At 63.3% G+C, this 18,149-nt stretch carries 12 protein-coding genes and 1 pseudogene; 7 read left to right on the plus strand and 6 right to left on the minus strand.

Going from position 1 to position 18,149, the window contains the following annotated elements:
- Positions 1-107: 107 nt before the first annotated feature.
- Positions 108-965, minus strand: coding sequence for a helix-turn-helix domain-containing protein (locus tag NKH38_RS08455; RefSeq protein ID WP_023681768.1), 858 nt, complete (start codon positions 963-965; stop codon positions 108-110).
- 223 nt (positions 966-1,188) lie between these two features.
- Here NKH38_RS08455 and NKH38_RS08460 point away from each other — a divergent pair, with 223 nt between their 5' ends.
- Together NKH38_RS08460 and NKH38_RS08465 are read left to right on the plus strand one after the other, a co-directional pair.
- Positions 1,189-2,199: a fatty acid desaturase gene (locus NKH38_RS08460; protein ID WP_031197693.1), complete on the plus strand. Its 1,011-nt coding sequence runs from the start codon at positions 1,189-1,191 to the stop codon at positions 2,197-2,199.
- Positions 2,200-2,290: 91 nt separating this feature from the next.
- Positions 2,291-3,118, plus strand: coding sequence for a phosphate/phosphite/phosphonate ABC transporter substrate-binding protein (locus NKH38_RS08465; protein ID WP_023730696.1), 828 nt, complete (start codon positions 2,291-2,293; stop codon positions 3,116-3,118).
- On the opposite strand, the gene NKH38_RS08470 is transcribed toward NKH38_RS08465, so the two are convergent.
- The 4 genes from NKH38_RS08470 to NKH38_RS08485 all read right to left on the minus strand — a co-directional run bounded on the left by NKH38_RS08470 (position 3,083) and on the right by NKH38_RS08485 (position 10,281).
- Positions 3,083-4,390 (minus strand): M24 family metallopeptidase, encoded by a 1,308-nt coding sequence (locus NKH38_RS08470; RefSeq protein ID WP_352639188.1) that lies wholly within the window; start codon positions 4,388-4,390, stop codon positions 3,083-3,085. The genes NKH38_RS08465 and NKH38_RS08470 overlap by 36 nt on opposite strands.
- Positions 4,391-4,445: 55 nt before the next feature.
- Positions 4,446-5,975: an ArnT family glycosyltransferase gene (locus tag NKH38_RS08475; protein ID WP_023822199.1), complete on the minus strand. Its 1,530-nt coding sequence runs from the start codon at positions 5,973-5,975 to the stop codon at positions 4,446-4,448.
- An 84-nt stretch (positions 5,976-6,059) separates the two neighbouring features.
- Positions 6,060-8,630: a GcvT family protein gene (locus NKH38_RS08480; RefSeq protein WP_352762307.1), complete on the minus strand. Its 2,571-nt coding sequence runs from the start codon at positions 8,628-8,630 to the stop codon at positions 6,060-6,062.
- A gap of 73 nt (positions 8,631-8,703) precedes the next feature.
- Positions 8,704-10,281 carry a trimethylamine methyltransferase family protein gene (locus tag NKH38_RS08485; protein ID WP_023753424.1) on the minus strand — a complete coding sequence of 526 codons (1,578 nt, stop codon included), beginning with the start codon at positions 10,279-10,281 and terminating at the stop codon, positions 8,704-8,706.
- A gap of 273 nt (positions 10,282-10,554) precedes the next feature.
- Between NKH38_RS08485 and NKH38_RS08490 the strand changes: the two are divergent.
- From NKH38_RS08490 to NKH38_RS08510, 5 genes and pseudogenes are all read left to right on the plus strand, one after another.
- Positions 10,555-11,731 (plus strand): annotated as a pseudogene (locus NKH38_RS08490) (MFS transporter).
- A 124-nt stretch (positions 11,732-11,855) separates the two neighbouring features.
- Complete coding sequence (locus NKH38_RS08495; RefSeq protein ID WP_502896616.1) at positions 11,856-13,016, plus strand: MFS transporter; 1,161 nt, start codon at positions 11,856-11,858, stop codon at positions 13,014-13,016.
- A 99-nt stretch (positions 13,017-13,115) separates the two neighbouring features.
- Positions 13,116-15,185 carry a prolyl oligopeptidase family serine peptidase gene (locus NKH38_RS08500; protein WP_352762305.1) on the plus strand — a complete coding sequence of 690 codons (2,070 nt, stop codon included), beginning with the start codon at positions 13,116-13,118 and terminating at the stop codon, positions 15,183-15,185.
- 32 nt (positions 15,186-15,217) lie between these two features.
- Positions 15,218-15,340 carry a hypothetical protein gene (locus NKH38_RS08505; protein ID WP_023670422.1) on the plus strand — a complete coding sequence of 41 codons (123 nt, stop codon included), beginning with the start codon at positions 15,218-15,220 and terminating at the stop codon, positions 15,338-15,340.
- Positions 15,341-15,392: 52 nt separating this feature from the next.
- Positions 15,393-16,772 carry an aspartate aminotransferase family protein gene (locus tag NKH38_RS08510; RefSeq protein ID WP_352762303.1) on the plus strand — a complete coding sequence of 460 codons (1,380 nt, stop codon included), beginning with the start codon at positions 15,393-15,395 and terminating at the stop codon, positions 16,770-16,772.
- Positions 16,773-17,198: 426 nt separating this feature from the next.
- On the opposite strand, the gene mmsB is transcribed toward NKH38_RS08510, so the two are convergent.
- Positions 17,199-18,083: a 3-hydroxyisobutyrate dehydrogenase gene (mmsB, locus tag NKH38_RS08515; protein ID WP_023725615.1), complete on the minus strand. Its 885-nt coding sequence runs from the start codon at positions 18,081-18,083 to the stop codon at positions 17,199-17,201.
- Between the last annotated feature and the right edge of the window lie 66 nt (positions 18,084-18,149).

Consider the following 18,149-nt stretch of genomic DNA (forward strand, 5'->3'; position numbering starts at 1 on the left):
CTTTCAGATATTTGAATGGAATAAGGATATAAAGAAGTCTTTATGTCCAGTCAATGTGTTTGCGACCTGCAATTGCCGCGCGGCGCACCTTTCCGGGGCGTTGGGGATCAGGCAGAACCCGATGGAAATGACGCGCCGGCCAGATTGCGCGCGTAGGCGGCGGCCTCATGCGGGTTGATGTCGGCGGCCCGGATCAGATTGTCGAAATGCTGGGTCAGCGCTTGGACCGGCTGGGTGGCGTTCAGCACGACATACATGTCGCCGACATAGATGGCGGCGCGATAAGGGCCGAAGATGGTCAGCGGGATGGAATAGCGCATGCGGCCGTCATAGAGGAACAGGCGGAAGGTGGGGTAGAGATCGTCAAGCAGCGTCGCCATATGGGCAAGCTGCTGCCGGCGGTCAGCCTCGGGAAAGCGGTCCCAGACGCCCAGGCCGCGGGCGAAAATCTCCAGCGTGTGGCGCGGCATGCAGACCTCCATGTCGGTCTCAGGGCGCCGGTTGTACTCGATGCGGTACTGCGTCTCGCTGGCCTGCGCCAGACGGCTGCGGTTGGTGATGTTGGCTTCGTAGTCGACCAGCTGGCGTGTGCGCAGGAGATCGGGAATGCCGGCCGGCACATAGCGGATCTTGGTGCCTGCGGCCTCGGCGAACCATTTGGCGAGCAGCGTGCGGTCGAAGCCGTCGGGCGCCTCTTCGATCTCCAGGCTTTCGCGGATTTCGCCGGTGACGCCTTCATCCTGGGAGAGGCCGAGCAGCCAGTCCAGCGAGATCTTGAATTCGGCGGCGATGTTGAGCAGCGTTTCGGCACGTGGCAGGCGCGTCGAGGCGCCGGACATCAGTTGCGACAGCGCCGACCGGTCGATGCCGACTGCTGACGCGAAAGCTGACTGGTTGAGATCGGACCGTGTCAGGAGCAGCTTCAGGCGCTCCCGGAAGATTGCCGAAAGGTCCCGTTTGTCCACTCTTCGTTCTCCGCACTCTCTTAGGAAAAATTTGCGCCCGAGCCGTCGAATCAGCACTTCCAGCGTAAATGAATCCGTAGGGTTGTTTACAATGTATAACATCTGCGGCCAAAAATGCGCAATCGCAACATTTTGTACACTTTGTCTCGTTGAGCGGAATCGCTTCTCCTGACACTATGCTGTCAGGAACAATTCCGGCGACTGAGGGACAGTGGTCGACAGCATGACAGGCAAGCGCATCAAGCGACGCGACGCAGCGGCCATCGAGTGGCCGACCGTGGTCCTCGCTTTCTTCTGTTACGGAATGTGGCTCGCTGCCGGGCTCCTGCTCTGGCCCTCTTATCCGACCCCGGCACTTCTTCTCCTCGGCTTCATCCTGGCCTTGCAGTCGTCGATCATGCACGAAGTGCTGCATGGCCATCCGACGCGCAGCGCGCTCATCAACGAAGCCTTCGTCTTCCTGCCGATCGGCCTGGTCTGGCCGTTCCGTCGCTTCAAGACGCTCCATTTGCGCCACCACGCCGACGAGCGCCTGACCGATCCGCTCGACGATCCCGAGAGCTATTACCAGGCGTTGTGGATGCATGACGATCTGCCGCCGACGATGAAATTCCTGCTCAAGATCAACAACACCATGGCCGGCCGTTTCTTTCTCGGCCCCTGGCTGTCCTGCATCGGTTTCTTCGTCGACGACGCCAGGCATGTGATTGCCGGCGACAAGGTGATCGGCAAGGCATGGCTGCTGCATGCGATCGGCCTCGCCATCGTGGTGCCGATCGTGCAGTTCGGCTTCGGCATTCCGGTATGGCTCTACATTCTGGTGCCGGTCTGGCTCGGCCAGTCGCTGATCGCGGTCCGGACTTTCGCCGAACATCAGTGGTCCGAGCACCCTGAAGGACGCACGGTGATCATCGAGCGCTCGCCGCTGTCGTTCCTGTTCCTCAACAACAATCTGCACTTCGTTCACCACAAGACCCCGACCGTTGCCTGGTACAGGCTGCCAAAACTGTTTGCCGACCGCCGCGACGAGTGGCTGCGGATGAACAATGGCTACGCCTATCCGAACTATTTCGCACTGATCAAAGCCTACGCCTTCAAGGCCAAGGAGCCGATCGTGCACCCGGTGCTGCGCCGCCAGCCCGAGCCGGGCAGGGCGTTCAAGCCGCGCATCAGGGCGCGCAGCATCAGCGGGCTTGGCAGCGCGCCGGTTCCGGCCGAGCCGCCGAAGGAATAATCCCCGGACTTCCCGAACCCGTGTCGGCCAATTCTGATTGGACGCCGCGTTTTTGCGATCCTTTCCCGAGCCATGATGATTGAGTGTCGGCATGAGTGATTTGGTTGCGGCATTGCCGATGTATGACTGGCCCGAAGTGCGCGGCGAGGTCGACGCGCAATGGGCAGCGTTGCGCGATGCTTTTCGGCACAAGGGCGTCGATGGGCCGCAGACAATCGTGCGCCGCAATGGCGACCTGCCGCCGGTGCCGGGCGGTATCCACGACGCCGAGGGCAGACTGATCGCGCCCAATCCGGCGATACTGCCGCCGGACGAACTCGACCATCACCAGCTTTGGCTGCATCCGGCGCTGCTGTTCGCGCAGACCTGCTGGGGGCCGATGGAACTCGGCCTGAGCAAGCATGTGCAGGTGGTCGGCCAGCCGAGCTACGACGCTTACGAGGGCGGCGAAGGCGAACTCTATTCGAGCGCGCTGGTGATGCGGACGGGCGAGGGACCGGAGGTTCGCTCGCCCGCGGATGGCAAAGCCTCGCTGCCGCTCGATCTGATGCGCGGCAAGCGTTTTACCTACAACAGCCTCGATTCGATGTCGGGCATCATTGCACTGGCGCGCGACCTGCAGGCCGCCGGCGAAAGCCTGGATATGTGTCCCTCGCGCAGCGAAAGCGGTGGCCATCGCGGCTCGATCGTCGCGGTCGCCGAGGGCAAGGCGGATATAGCTGCCATCGACTGTGAGAGCTGGGCGCTGGCGCAGCGTTTCGAACCTGCGGCAAACGCCGTGAAGGTCGTCGGCTGGACGGCAAGGCGCAAAGGCCTGCCCTACATCACCGCCAGGACGACGCCGGAAAAGACGCTCAAGGCTCTGCGCGAGGCGCTTGCCGGATCAGCCGAGCAGCCTCGCATCCAACGGGTAGGTTGAAAGCTGCTCGTTACCGGTCTCGGTGATCAGGATCTGTTCCTCGATCTTGACGCCCTCATGGCCGCCGAGACGGCCGATATAGCTTTCCACGCACAGGACCATTCCCGGCTCCAGCACGCCGTCGGGCGTGTCCGGCGTCCAGTCGCTGGCATGTGGCAGGGTTGGATACTCGTCGGCGAGGCCGACGCCGTGATAGAGCACGCCGTAGCGCGCCGGGAAGCAATCTCCCGGCGGCACCACGGAGCGTTCGACCAGGTCGCGAAAGGACATGCCGGGCTGCATCAATTGCGTGTTGTGGGCGATCTGGTCGGCGGCAATGCGGAACAGGTCGCGCTGCTCGTTCGACGGCCTGGCGTCACCGCAAAGCCAGGTGCGGGAGAGATCGGCGCAGAAGCCGTAGGGACCGATCAGGTCGGTGTCGAAGGCGACGAGGTCGCCTGCTTCGATCACGCGCGATGAGCATTCCTGGAACCACGGATTGGTGCGCGGCCCCGAGGCCAGCAGCCGGGTCTCGATCCATTCGCCGCCGCGCGCAATGTTGCCGCGGTGGAGTTCGGCCCACAATTCGTTTTCGGAAATGCCCGGCGTTAGCGCCTTCTCCATTTCACCCATCGCCGCTTCGCAAGCGACGATTGCGCGGCGCATGGCGAGGATCTCGTCCGGCGATTTGATCAGCCGCGAATTTTCCATCACCGCTTCGCCATTGCCGATCGAAATGCCGAGGCGGGCGAGTTCCTCGACGCCTTCCGGGTTGATGTGGTCGACCGCAATGCGGCTGTTGCCGCCGCCATGCTCCTTGACCAGATCGGCGATGCCGGCCGCCCAGCGGCGGACTTTGTGCTCGGTCAGCTCGCCGCCATAGAGATACATCCACGACACTGCCGGCCGCACCTCGTCGACGACGCCGGAATGATCGGACAGATGCTCGCAAGAGAAATAGTCGAACAGCACCACGGGTCCCTCAGTGGCGACGAAGCAGTGGCGGGTCGGATTGTGCGCGACCCACAGCTGCATGTTGGTCGAATCGGTGGCGTAGCGGATGTTGACGGGGTCGTAGAGCAGCGCGCCGGCGTAGTTTCGGCGCCTCAGTTCGGCGCGGAGGCGCTCGAGCCGGTATTTGCGCATCGCGGCAAGATCGGGCGCGGCGATGCCTGCCGCTTGCCATTCGGCTTCAGCCAGCGCGCCATAGCCCAGCACATGCTGGTTCAGCGACGCCGCCTTCTGGCGCGATGTTTCGCGCAAGGCTTCGACGGAGCCGGGCTCGAACGGCATGATCTTGCGATGACGACCGAACCCTTGTTTCTCCACCCGACGCCTCCCTGCCGACTTACTGTGGCGCTGCGCCCGCGGCCGCTTTCTTCAGCCGCGTGACCGTCAGCGTGCGGGTGGGCGGCTCGCTGTCGAACAGCATCGGAACGACCAACTGCTGCGGCGAGCCGTCAGCGACATAGCCGGCCTCGCTCAAGGCCCGCAGGATGCCCTCGGGAGGTTCCTTGTCATTGGCCATCACGAGCACCGCCGGCTCGATCAGCAAATGGCCGAAGTCCGGCATCTCGTCGTCGAGCACGACCAGATCGGGATCGACAAGACGCAGATTTCCCACCCAGTGCCAGCTCGATATCGCCGTGCGAACCGGACCGTTTGCCGTCAGCTGGCCATAGAGCGACTGGTAGTCGACACGCACGATGCTGCCGCGGCTGTCGCCGCCATTGAGGTGCGTGTACCAGGTCACCGGCAGCACGAGGATGGCAAGCGTTGCGCCGACAAAGACGACGACGTCCTGCACCTTCCTTCCCTTGTCGCCTCTGGCATCCATCCGCAAGGCCAGCGCGACCGGCAGCAACACAAGGATGGGAAGCATCCAGCGATCGCGAAATTGCGTCGTCCCGCTCGCCAGGACGAGCACGATGGTCATCGCCAGGGCAAAAGCGATGGTGCGCCACACCAGTTTCTCGGTCCATGGCGCCGGTTGCAGCGCGGGCGCCGGCTTTTTCCATGCGATGAGCAAAGCCGCGACGAATATGCCGGCCGGCAACACGGCGAAATACAGGATAGCCTTGCCCAGTCCGCGCATTCCGTAGAATGCGGTTTGTATGGCGCTTTCTCCTCTGCCCATGCCGAAGCCGCCGCTGTGCGACAGCAACTGGTCGGTGTAGGTCAGGTTCCAGTAGAGCGTCGGCAGGCAAAGCAGCACCGCCACGACAAGGCTGATCGAAAACCGGCGGTTGAGGATGACGCCGCGCGTTTCGCGCAGCGACAGGGTGGACAGCATCAGCGCGCCGAGAAAGATCGCGTTGTTGTATTTCGACAGGATGGCGGCGGCCATCGCCACGCCAAACAGCACATAGGTGGCCAGCGAACGCCGCTGCACCAGTTCAACGAGCGCAAGAAACAGCACCACTGAAAAACAGAAAGCGGCGATCGAGTGGGTGAGGGCGTGCTGCATCTCCCACACTATCTGCGGAAACAACAGCAGGCCGAACAATGCGGCGGCGCCAGCGCGGCTGGAATAGCCCAGGCGGCGGACAGCGATGAAAACCGACGCCAGCGCCGCTCCGATCAGCAGGTACTTCACGATCTTGAGCGCCAGGATGTTCGTTCCGACCACGACGGCGACGAGGCGGGCAAGCCAGGTGTAGAGCGGCGGCTGCGAGCCGCCATAGCCAGCCCAGAGGTAGTGCATGTACATCAGCTGTTCGGAATCGTCGACGCCGACACCGGTTCCTACGACATGGGACAGCAGCGCCATCACCACGATCTGGACGACGCAATAGACCGCGACGCAGACCAGTGCGGCGTTGAAGGGACCGACCTTGCCTTCGCCGAGCCAGTCCGTCCATTTCTCTAGATACTGCAAGGGGATCGTCTTCTCATCGAGGGAAAATGCCTGCGGCCAACTGCCGAAGGCCCCTTACACGATCTCACGCTCCCTGTCGCCTTTTCAGGTCCGCATCTTCTCGCCGCTGGGGTCGAAGGGCGCCTCGACATTGATGCGCGCCGGACGCCGGTGGCCGAGGATCTCGATCTCGAACAGTCCGGCACTTTCGTCCTCGGCGAGTGCCGCCGGCACATAGCCCTGCGCCATCGACTTCTGCACATAGTGCGCATAACCGCCCGAGGTGACCCAGCCGACCACGCGCCAGTCGCCGTCGACGATGCCGCGCACGGCGGAAGCGCCTTCGGCAGCCTTCGAGCCACGCACTTCCTTGCCCGCCATGTCGAAGCGCGGCGCGCCATAACCATGCGGCTTTTCCACCGTGCCATAGTCCTTGCCGACCTTGGCCCAGATCGGCTCGTCGCCCATGACATCGGCGTCGGCCGCATCGACGATGAAGGAAACACGGCGCAGTTTCGGCCCTTCCGCCTGTTCCTTGGCGGCGGCTTCGCGGCCGATGAAGTCGTTCTTCTCCAGCTTGATGAAGCGGTCCATCGCGCCTTCGAACGGGCCGTAGATCGGGCGCAGCTCGCGGTACCAGGTCGGGAAGTTCTTCTCCAGGCGCATGGAGAGCAAAGCGCGCATGCCGAAATCGACGAGGCCGAACTCCTCGCCGGCGTCCTTGATCGCCTTGTAGACCAGACGCTCATAGGCCGGCGCCATCCAGATTTCATAGCCGAGATCGCCGGTATAGGTGATGCGGTTGACCATGCAGGGCGCGCCGCCGACCGCCATTTCGCGGAAATCCATGAAGCGAAACGCCTTGGTCGAGATGTCGACATCGACCAGCTTCTGCAAGAGATCGCGCGATTTCGGCCCGGCGATCGACAGGCCGACGAGCGTCTGATCGAAGCGGTGGATGCGCACCGAACCATCCTTCGGCAGGTGCTTTTCGAACCAGCGCATGTGGTACTTCTGCGCGGCGGACGAACCCCAGATCATAAATCTGTCTTCGCCTGCCTTGGCGATGGTGAAGTCGCCGATCAGCTTGCCGAACTCGTTGATCATCGGCGTCAGCACGATGCGGCCGATCTTCGGCATGCGGTTGGTCATCAGCCGGTTGAGGAAATCCTCAGCCGCAGGTCCCGACACTTCGTATTTGGCGAAGTTGGCGATTTCGGTGACGCCGACGCGTTCGCGCGTGGCGCGCACTTCCTCGCCGATAGGACCGAAATCGTTTGAGCGGTGGAAGGAGACGACGTCCTTCGGCTCCTTGCCCTTCGGCGCGAACCACAGCGGGCTCTCCAGGCCCCAGCTATCGCCCATTACGGCGTTGTTGGCGAGCATCGTGTCATAGAGCGGGGTGGTTTGTGCAGGGCGCGCAGCCGGCAGCTCTTCATTGGGGAAGCGGATGGAGAAGCGGCGCGAATAGTTTTCGCGCACCTTTGCGTTGGTGTAGCGCAGGCCGGCCCACTCGCCGAAGCGGGCGACATCCATGCCCCAGACGTCGAAGCCGGGATCGCCATGCACCATCCAGTTGGACAGCGCGAGGCCGACGCCGCCGCCCTGGCTGAAGCCGGCCATGACGGCGCAGGCGCACCAGAAATTGGTCAGGCCCTGCACCGGCCCGACCAGCGGATTTCCGTCGAGCGCGAAGGTGAAGGGGCCGTTGATGATCTGCTTGATGCCGGCTTTCTCGATGCCGGGGAAATGCTTGAAGCCGATCTCCAGCGACGGCGCGATGCGGTCGAGGTCGGGCGGCAGCAGTTCATGGCCGAAATCCCACGGCGTATTGACCGGCGACCAGGGTTTGCAGGCTTTTTCATAGGTGCCGAGCAGGATGCCGTTGCGCTCTTGGCGGGTGTAGATCTCGCCCTTGAAGTCGAGCACGCCGATCATCTCGCGGCCGGTCGATTTGTTGAATTCCTCGACCTCGGGCATCGGCTCGGTGAGCAGGTACATGTGCTCCATGGCCAGCACCGGCAGTTCGACGCCGACCATGCGGCCGATCTCGCGCGCCCACAGGCCGCCGCAGTTGACGACATGCTCGGCGTGGACGGTGCCCTGTTCGGTGACGACGTTCCAGGTGCCGTCAACTTCCTGCGTCAAGTCGACGACGCGGTTGCGCAGCACGATCTCGGCGCCCAGCTTCTTGGCCGCCTTGGAGTAGGCGATCGTCGTGCCGGAGGGATCGAGATGGCCTTCGACCGGATCCCACATGGCGCCGACGAAATTGGTCTCGTCCATCAGCGGGAACATCGCCTTGGCTTCGGAGGGCGTGATCAGCTCGGTGTCCATGCCGAGATAGCGGCCCTTGGCGTGGGCCAGGCGCAGAAAATCCATGCGCTCGGGCGTATCGGCCATCATCACGCCGCCGGTCAGATGCAGCGAGCAGGACTGGCCGGAGATTTCCTCGATCTCCTTGTAGAGCTGCACCGTATAGGCCTGCAGTTTGGCGACGTTGGGATCGCCGTTCAGCGTGTGGAAGCCGCCGGCTGCGTGCCAGGACGAGCCGGAGGTGAGCTCGGACCGCTCGATCAGCATGATGTCGGTCCAGCCGGCCTTGGCCAGGTGATAGAGCACCGAGCAGCCAACGACGCCGCCGCCAATGACAACCGCTTTTACATGAGATTTCATGAGAGATAGGTCCGTTTTTGCGTAAATTGAATCAGGTGTGTCGGTTGGCAGGATGCCGCCAGTTGCTTGCCGATCAAAAATCGGTCGGCGCGCCGCCTTCGGCCGTGCGCTTTTCGACGAAGTCGTTGAGCTCTTCGCGGATCGCCGGGTCCATATAGGGTTCCTCGTAGGATGCCAGCCGCTCCTTCCAGACCTTGTTGGCCTTTTCCAGCGCGGTCGGCGATCCGGCTTCGGCCCAGGTCTCGAAATTGCGCCAGTCGGAGAGGATGGGCGAGTAGAAGGCTGTCTTGTAGCGGTCCTGCGTGTGCTGGGTGCCGAAGAAATGGCCGCCGGGGCCGACCGACTGGATGGCGTCGAAGCCGAGCGCTTCGTCGGACAGGTCGAGCGGGGTGAGGAACTCGGCCACCATCTGCAACAGGTCGATGTCCAGCATGGTCTTCTCGTAGGAACAGCGCAGGCCGCCTTCGAGCCAGCCGGCGCCGTGCATCATCAGATTGCCGCCGCCCTGGATGGCGCCCCACAGCGAGAACACGCTTTCATAGGCTGCCTGCGCGTCGACGGTGTTGGCGGCGCAGGTATTGGAGGTGCGGTAGGGGATCTTGTAACGGCGGGCAAGCTGGCCGCCGACAAGCTGCGCCTTCATATATTCAGGCGTGCCGAAGGCCGGCGAGCCCGACTTCATGTCGACATTCGAGGTGAAGCCGCCATAGCCAACCGGCGCGCCCTTTCTCACCATCTGGGCAAAGGCGATGCCGGACAGCGCCTCGGCATTTTGCTGCACCAGCGCACCGGCGATGGTCACCGGCGCCATCGCGCCGGACAGGGTGAAGGGCGTGATGACGACGACCTGACCCTTGCTCGACATCTGGATGATGCCTTCCATCATCGGCACATCCAGTTTCAGCGGCGAATTGGTGTTGATGATGGTGAAGACGGACGGCTCTTCGAGCATCTGCTCATGGCTGATGCCGCGGGCGATCCTGGCGATCTCGATGCCGTCGACATTGCGCTCCTTGCCGAGCGAATAGATGTGGAACACCTTGTCGGTCAGCGTGGCGAGGTCGCGGATGCATTCGAGGTGGCGCACGGAAGGATGGATGTCGGTCGGCTCGACCGGATAACCGCCGGTGCAGTTCAGGATGTTGTGCATCTGTGCCAGGCGCAGGAAGTTGCGGTAGTCCTGCTGGTTGCCCGGACGGCGGCCGCGATCGAGGTCGGAGCAGTTCGGTGCCGACGCCATCATCGACAGGATCACATTGTTGCCGCCGAAGCGCACATTGTGCGCCGGGTTGCGGGCATGGAGCGTGAATTCCGACGGGCAGTTGGAGATGAGATCGAGGATCATGTCGCTGTCGAAGCGCACGCGCTCGCTGCCCTCGCGGACATCGGCGCCGTTTTCCTTCATCATGCGGCGCGCTTCGTCATGCAGCACGTCGACGCCTATTTCCCTCAAGACGCGCAGCGAGGCGAGGTGGATCGATTCCAGCTCGTCGTCAGAGACCAGCTTGGTCGGCGTTAGCGGATTTCTCAGTTGCCGAAAAGCCGGCTGTTCGAAGGCGGCCGAGCCGCCGGCGCGCTTGCCCGCACGGCCACCGCGACGGGCCCGGTCGGTTGCCAAAGGCGGTTCGGCTGGATGCAGGGCGGCGGTCATGATGGTCCTCGTACGATGCTGGTAGCGGGCGGCATAATGGACCGGCGGCTGTCCGACCATTGCGGAGGCGGCGACCACTAGGACGAGGGAAGCGACATGCTCGAACGGCAGTCCGATAGCTGACAACCTTGCCGGGGATTGGCGGACAGGACGCGCCCCACTGCGGCTCTTTGCGCAAGGGGATTTCAGGCGCGGCCCTTCCTTTCCCTAAATCGAACCGCTAGCTCAGTGGTTTGCCGCTGGATGGGGCCGGCAATTCATGTGGAAGGCATCATGGCTGCGACCGGTTCGAGCGATGGCGAAGCGGGGACGCAATGGGCGGCGCTTGCCGGCGTAACTGCCGCCCTCGCGATGTTCGGTGCGGCGCAAGGGCTGAGCTCGCCGCTGTTTACGCTGCTTATGCAGAAGCAAGGCATGTCGCCGGCGCTGATCGGCTTGTCGGCAGCGATGATGCCGCTTGGCCTGATCCTTTTCGGCCTCGTTCGTGCCGGCAGCCGTTCGGCTGGTCGGCGCGCGCAACCTGGCTGTGGGTTGCTCATTGATTGGGGCGCTGTGCTTCCTCGGCATCGGCTACCTGCAGGACTGGGTGGGCTGGTTCGTCATCCGCTTCATCATCGGTATCGTCATCAACCCGCTCTATATACTGGGCGAAGTATGGGCGCTGTCGCTGGCGCCGCCGTCGCGCCGCGGCAGGGTGATGGGGGCATTCAACACCGTGCTGGGCGCTGGCTATGCTGCGGGGCCTTTGGTCCTGACCGCGGTAGGGATATCGGGCTGGGTTCCTTTCCTGGTCGGCATGGCCGGCTTCATCCTGTGCGCCGCGATCCTTCGTGCTGTTTCGTCAAGCCTCGCCGGCTTCGAGGATGACTGCAAATTGCCCGGCGGCTTTTTCGGTTTCGCCAGGCTGGCGCCGGCGCTGTTGTTTGCCCTGCTGGTTTCGGCGGCGGTCCAGCAGGGCACCTACGCTTTGATGCCGGTCTTCGGTGCCGCCTATGGCCTGCCCGAAAGGACGCTGGCGGCCCTGGTGATGGCACTGTCGCTGGGAAACATCTTCCTGCAAATCCCGCTCGGCCTGCTGGCCGAGCGTTTCGGCGGGCGGGCGATGATCATCTTCTGTGCGTTGGCGACAACGACCTGCGCGGTTTTGCTGCCGTTGCTGATCACGACGCCGGCGATCTGGCTCGTCCTTCTCGTCATGGGCGCTGTCGGCTACGGCGTCTACACCATGGCGCTGGTGGAGCTCGGCAGCCGCTTCAGGGGAACCGTGCTGGTCGCCGGCAACGCCGCCTTCGCATTGATGTGGGGCGCCGGCGGCATTGTCGGCCCGCCTGGCGCCGGTGCCTTGATGCAGATCATCGGTCCGCTGGGTCTGCCGGTGGTCATCGCCGGCCTCGACGCGCTGCTGGTGAGCTTCGCGCTCTATCGATCGTTCAAGCGCCAAAACTCCTGACGGCCCAAAAACTCCTGACAGGCCCAAACTCATGACAGGCCTTGTCTGGAGCAAACGGTTTTTCCCGGGGCGGGGCTTACCCGATCGGACAGAAAAGCTAGTCCTGAATCTGGTTTAGGTCCCAATGATGAACCTGGCGGAAGCTGACAACGAGAAGATGCAGTGGGCGGCGATCAGCGGCGTGATCGCGACCGTCTCGGTGTTCGCCATCGCGCAAGGCCTGTCCTATCCGCTGCTGAGCTTCATCCTGCAACGCCAAGGCGTTTCGCCGGCCATCATCGGGCTCTCGGCGGCAATGACGCCGATCGGCTTCATTGTCTCGTCGCCGCTGATCCCGGCACTGGCGCGCCGGTTCGGGGCAGGGCGCACCGCGCTTACCTGCGCGGCGCTTTCGGCGATCGTTCTGGCGCTGATCGGGTGGACGCAGAATGTCTATCTGTGGTTTCCGCTGCGCTTCCTGATCGGGGTGGTGACCAATCCGCTCTATGTCTTGAGCGAAATCTGGGTCATTGCACTGGCGCCGCCATCGCGCCGCGGTCGCGTCATGGGTGTCTATTCAACCATCATCTCGGCCGGCTTCGCTGCCGGGCCGCTCTGCCTGCTCGCTGTCGGCACCGTGGGATGGCCGCCATTCCTGGTGGGGATCGCCGCCTTCATCTTTTGCGGCGCCTGCCTCGCGCTGGTGCTGCCGCGACTGCCGAAGGTCGACGAAGCTGGGCGCCGGGTTTCGGTCATGGGCTTCGTGCCACTGGCATGGCTACTGCTGTCGGCGGTGGTCGTTGCCGCCGGTTTCGAACAGGGCGTGCTGGCGCTGCTGCCGGTCTACGGCACGCACTATGGCATCGCGGAAGCGCGCATGTCGGCGCTGCTGTCGGTGATGATCGCAGGCAACATCGCCATGCAGGTGCCGCTCGGCTTGCTGGCGGAACGGCTGACGGCGCGGCTGGTGCGATTCGTCTGCGTCGTGGTGACTGTGCTGGGCTGCGTGCTGCTGCCGCTGCTGATCGAGACGCCGTTGATCTGGCCTTGCGTCTTTATCTGGGGCGCGGTCTCCTATGGCATCTACACCATGTCGATCATCGAGCTCGGCGAGCGCTTTACCGGCTCGGCGCTGGTCGCCGGCAATGCCGCCTTCTCCCTGATGTGGGGCATCGGCGGCATCGTGGTGCCGCCGCTGGCGGGTGGCGTCATGGATGTGATCGGCGCCTACGGCCTGCCGATCACGCTGGGCACGATTTGTCTGGCACTGGCTGTGGCCACGGTCCTGCGCCGGCGGATGGTTTGAGGTCGCATTCCCACCGATGACCGAACGTGACCATCTTGAATAAAACCGCTTGGAACGCGATGTAGGCAGGGCTGCCCGCCACTAGCCTGGAGACCATGCGTGACCCAATCGACGACAAAACGCCAGACGGATGCCACCGCGGAGGACAAGTTCCTCTGGTTGGAGGACCGGACCAGCAAGGAATCGCTCGACTGGGTGCATCGCCAGAACGAGATCACCATGGCCGAACTACAGGGCGATCCGTCCTACCAGGCGGCGTTCGAGACGGCGCTCGACCTGATGACGGCCGAGGACAACATTGCGGTCGGTGCCGCGCTCAACGGCCAAGTCTATAATTTCTGGCAGGACAAGACCAATGTGCTCGGCCTCTGGCGCCGCACGACGGTTGCTTCCTACAAGACCGAGAAGCCTGTGTGGGAGACGATCATCGACTTCGACGTGCTGTCGGCCAAGGAGGGGGTGAAGTGGGTGTTCAGCGGCGCCAGCCGCCTTTACCCCGATTTCAACCTTTGCCTGGTGGCGATGTCGCCGGATGGCGGCGATGCCAGCGAGATGCGCGAATTCGACATCGAGACCAAATCATTCATCGAGGGCGGCTTCCGCGCTCCCGCCTCGAAATCCGGCTTTTCCTGGCTGGACAAGGACACGGTCATTGTCTCGGCTGCCTTCAATGAAGACGACAAGACCCAGTCCGGTTATCCGCGCGTCGTCAAGCTGTGGAAGCGCGGCACCCGGTTGGAGGAGGCGACGCCGATCTTCGAGGCCGAGAAGCAGGATCTCGCGGCCGGCGCGGGGGTCGAGCATGATGGCGACAGGCAGTATTTGTTTCTGGCCCGCACGATCGCCTTCTTCTCCTCGCACAGTTTTCTGCGCCTGCCGTCGGGCGAAAAACGGCGCATCCCGCTGCCGGACGATGTCACCGACACCGCGCTGTTCAAGGGCCGGTTGGTGTTCGGGGTGCGCAGCCCATGGACGGCGCCGGGCGGCACTGAGTGCTTGCCGGACGGCCTCTATTCCTTCGATTTCGAACACTGGATCGACACCGGCGACCTGGGCCCTGTTGAAACCATGCTCGCGCCAGCGCACCGTGTTTCGGTCGCCGGCATTGCCCGCACTCAGGACCGGCTGTTCATCAATCTGATGGACAATGTGCGCGGCAAGGTCGTTGTCGCCGAGCGCAGCGGCGACCGCTGGTCGCTGAAGCCGGTGGCGCTGCCCGAGAACGGCAATGTCGGCATCGCGCATGCCGAGCATTTCGGTTCCAGCGTCTCCTTCTCCTTCACCGATTTCCTGACGCCGAGTTCGATCATCTGGTCGGACGATGACGGGGCGACGCTGGCCACCGTGAAATCGCAGCCGGCTCGGTTCGACGCCGCGCCGCTGGTCTCCGAACAGTTCGAGGCGCGCTCGAAGGACGGCACAATGGTCCCGTATTTCGTCGTCAGGCGGCGCGACCAGAAGGGTCCGGTGCCGACGCTGCTCTACGGCTATGGCGGCTTCGAAATACCGCTGCTGCCCGGCTATGCCGGCGTGCGCGGCAGGCTGTGGCTGGAAAAGGGCAACGCCTATGTGCAGGCCTGCATCCGCGGTGGCGGCGAGTTCGGGCCGGCCTGGCATCAGGCCGCGCTGAAGGGCAATCGCCAGACTGCCTTCGACGATTTCGCCGCGGTGGCGCAGGACGTCGTCAGGCGCGGCATAGCCACGGCTGCTTCCCTCGGCATCCAGGGCGGCTCGAATGGCGGCCTGCTTACCGGCGTTTCCCTGACGCAGCATCCCGAACTGTTCGGCGCCGTCATCATCGAGGTGCCGCTGCTCGACATGCTGCGCTACACCGAACTGCCGCCAGGCGCCTCGTGGATCGGCGAATATGGCGATCCGGCAAAACCGGAAGAAGCCAAGTGGCTCGCCGCCTATTCGCCGTACCATCATGTCTCGGCCGATGCCGTCTATCCCCCGGTGCTGCTCACGACATCAACCGCCGACGACCGCGTCCATCCCGGCCATGCCCGCAAGATGGCGGCGAAGCTGCAGGAAGCAGGTCACGGCAAGACGTTGTTCTTCGAGGAGACGGAAGGCGGCCATGGCGGGCGCGGCGACCGCCGGCCGCAAGCGGCGCAAACCGCCATGAAATACGTGTTCCTGCAAAGGGTATTGAGCGGCACCGCTTGAATTCCGGGCCTCGGGCGGCATAGACTGCCGCCATGGTCTACATGAGCACATCCGGCGCCTTCGGGGTCGCGGTGACACCGTCGCCGCGCACGCTGCGCGCCGAACTGCTCAGGCTGTGCGCCCGCATCGGCTATTCGCCGCCCGCCGTCCTCTGACGAAGTCGCCCCGGCAGCTTGCCGGTTTGATTCCAGAGGAAAGAGCAAACCCATGACTTACCAGAACTATTCGCTGAAGCAGCTTCAGCAGATTGACGCCGCGCATCATCTGCATCCCTTCACCGACCACAGGGAATTGCGCGAGACCGGCTCGCGCATCATCACCCACGCCAACGGCCCGTTCATCTACGATGCCGATGGCACCGAAATACTCGACGGCATGGCCGGGCTGTGGTGCGTCAATGTCGGCTATGGCCGCGACGAGCTGGCCGACGCCGCTTACGCGCAGATGAAGGAATTGCCCTACTACAATTCCTTCTTCAAATGCTCGACGCCGACGCCCGTGCTGCTGTCGAAGAAGCTGGCCGAGCTGGCGCCCAAGGGCATCAGCCAGGTTTTCTACGGCTCCTCCGGCTCGGAGGCCAACGACACGGCGCTGCGGCTCGTGCGCCACTATTGGGTGCTGGAAGGCAAGCCGGAGAAGAACCGCATCATCTCGCGCAAGTCGGCCTATCACGGCTCGACCGTCGCCGGCACGTCGCTCGGCGGCATGGATTTGATGCACAAGCAACTCGGCGGGGCGGTTCCCAACATCGTCCATGTGATGATGCCCTATGCCTATGAGTTGGGGCTGCCCGGCGAAAGCGACCATGATTTCGGCCTGCGCGCCGCCAAGGCGGTCGAGGATGCCATTCTGGAGGCCGGCGCCGACAAGGTCGCGGCCTTCATCGGCGAGCCGGTGATGGGGGCGGGCGGGGTGAAGATACCGCCGATGAGCTACTGGCCGGAAGTGCAGCGAATCTGCCGCAAATACGATGTGCTTTTGATGCTGGACGAGGTCATCACCGGCTATGGCCGCACCGGCGAATGGTTTGCGGCGCAGACCTTCGGCGTCGAAGCCGACACCATCACCACGGCCAAGGCACTGACCTCTGGCTATCAGCCGCTGTCGGCGCTGCTGGTCGGCGACCGTATCGCGGCGACGCTGGTCGAAAAGGGCGGCGAATTCTACCACGGCTATACCTATTCGGGTCACCCGGTGGCCTGCGCGGTGGCGCTGAAGAATCTCGAGATCATGGAGCGAGAAGGCCTAGTCGACAGGGTCAGGAACGACACTGGACCTTACTTCGCCCAGGCGCTGCAGGAGCGCATTGCCGGCCACGAACTGGTCGGCGAGGTGCGATCGATCGGGCTGATGGGCGCGGTCGAGATCGTCAAGGACAAGGCGACCAAGGAGCGCTTCCTGCCGGCGGGCAGTGCCGCCGTCACCGTCCGCGACCACGCCATCGCGCAAGGCCTGATGCTGCGCGCCACCGGCGACACGATGATCCTGTCGCCGCCGCTGATCTGGACCCGCGCGACGATCGACATGGCTTGCGATCGCATCGCCAAAGCGCTGGATCTGGCGCAAGCGGATTTGCGCAAGAAGTAGATGGAACGACAGCCGGACGCCTTGCAATCAGGGCGCCCGGACTGTGCGCCTGCTTATCGTCAGGGTCGAAGGGGTCAGCGCACCGATCGTGCTGGTCAATGAAGACCATCAGGCAATTCCGAACGCTGCAATCGGAATATAATTCAGACCGAACAGTATAGGACTGCAAAACGCAAAAAACCGCGCTCCATCGGAACGCGGCTTTGCCAGATACGCATGGCATTTCGCCAACAATACACTTGCGAAACTTACGGGCTCCGGTACGCGAGACCTGATCCGGAGCGCCGGGCGGATGCGATGTGTCCGCCTCGCCATCCGTTATATAGGCACATCGTTACCGCCGGGTTATCGAGAGCTTAAGCAAATCTAAATTTGCAATTTTTCCGCGCAATAAAAATCGAGAAAAGCGCTGCCAAATTTCGAAACTTATAGAGAACTGCCGCGAAGGAAATTTATGATGCCGGAAAAATCGTCGCCGCCATTTCCCTGGGCGTTGAACAGCGCATAAAGCTGGGCCGCTTCGGCCCCCATCGGCGTCACCGCGCCGGCGCTTTGGGCGGCTTCCTGCGCCAGTTTCAGGTCCTTCAGCATGAGTGCCGCGGCAAAGCCCGGTTTGTAGTCGCGGTTGGCGGGTGAGGCCGGCACGGGACCCGGCACCGGGCAGTAGGTGGTCAGCGACCAGCACTGGCCCGACGAGGTCGAGGCAACGTCGAACAGGGCCTGATGCGAGAGGCCGAGCTTTTCGGCCAGCACGAAGGCCTCTGCGACGCCGATCATCGAAATGCCGAGCATCATGTTGTTGCAGATTTTGGCTGCCTGACCGGCGCCGTCGTCGCCGCAATGGACGATGCGGCCTGCCATCGGCTTCAGGACCGGTTCGGCCTTGGCGAAGGCATCCTTGGCGCCGCCGGCCATGAAGGTTAGCGTTCCCGCAGCAGCACCGCCGGTGCCGCCGGAGACGGGGGCGTCGATCGAATGCAGCCCTTGCTTCCTTGCTACGGCATGCGCCTTGCGGGCCGACTCGACATCGATGGTCGAGGAATCAATGAACAGGGCGCCTGGTTTGGCCTTGGGTGCGATGTCCTCGTAGACCGAGAGCACGTGCTTGCCGGCGGGAAGCATGGTGATCACGACATCGGCGTCCTTCACCGCCGCCACGGCATTCGCCATGACAATGACGCCATGCTCGCGGGCGACGGTGAGGTTTTCCGGCATCAGGTCAAAGCCGTGCACCGCGTGCCCCGCCTTGACGAGATTGGCAGCCATCGGATTGCCCATATTTCCGAGACCAATGAAGGCGATGGTGGTCATAGCGGTGCTCCATGATGAGTAGGCAGTAGGCAGTAGGCAGTAGGCAGTAGGCAGTAGGCAGTAGGC

The sequence above is a fragment of the Mesorhizobium sp. M1078 genome, from assembly GCF_040318615.1.
Taxonomy (GTDB): domain Bacteria; phylum Pseudomonadota; class Alphaproteobacteria; order Rhizobiales; family Rhizobiaceae; genus Mesorhizobium.

Coding starts and splice junctions, on each gene's coding strand:
- NKH38_RS08460 (WP_031197693.1), top strand. CDS start 1,189: ATGACAGGCAAGCGCATCAAGCGACGCGACGCAGCGGCCATCGAGTGG.
- NKH38_RS08480 (WP_352762307.1), bottom strand. CDS start 8,630: ATGAAATCTCATGTAAAAGCGGTTGTCATTGGCGGCGGCGTCGTTGGC.
- NKH38_RS08495 (WP_502896616.1), top strand. CDS start 11,856: ATGATGAACCTGGCGGAAGCTGACAACGAGAAGATGCAGTGGGCGGCG.
- mmsB (WP_023725615.1), bottom strand. CDS start 18,083: ATGACCACCATCGCCTTCATTGGTCTCGGAAATATGGGCAATCCGATG.
- NKH38_RS08510 (WP_352762303.1), top strand. CDS start 15,393: ATGACTTACCAGAACTATTCGCTGAAGCAGCTTCAGCAGATTGACGCC.
- NKH38_RS08465 (WP_023730696.1), top strand. CDS start 2,291: ATGAGTGATTTGGTTGCGGCATTGCCGATGTATGACTGGCCCGAAGTG.
- NKH38_RS08485 (WP_023753424.1), bottom strand. CDS start 10,281: ATGACCGCCGCCCTGCATCCAGCCGAACCGCCTTTGGCAACCGACCGG.
- NKH38_RS08470 (WP_352639188.1), bottom strand. CDS start 4,390: ATGCCGTTCGAGCCCGGCTCCGTCGAAGCCTTGCGCGAAACATCGCGC.
- NKH38_RS08505 (WP_023670422.1), top strand. CDS start 15,218: ATGGTCTACATGAGCACATCCGGCGCCTTCGGGGTCGCGGTGACACCG.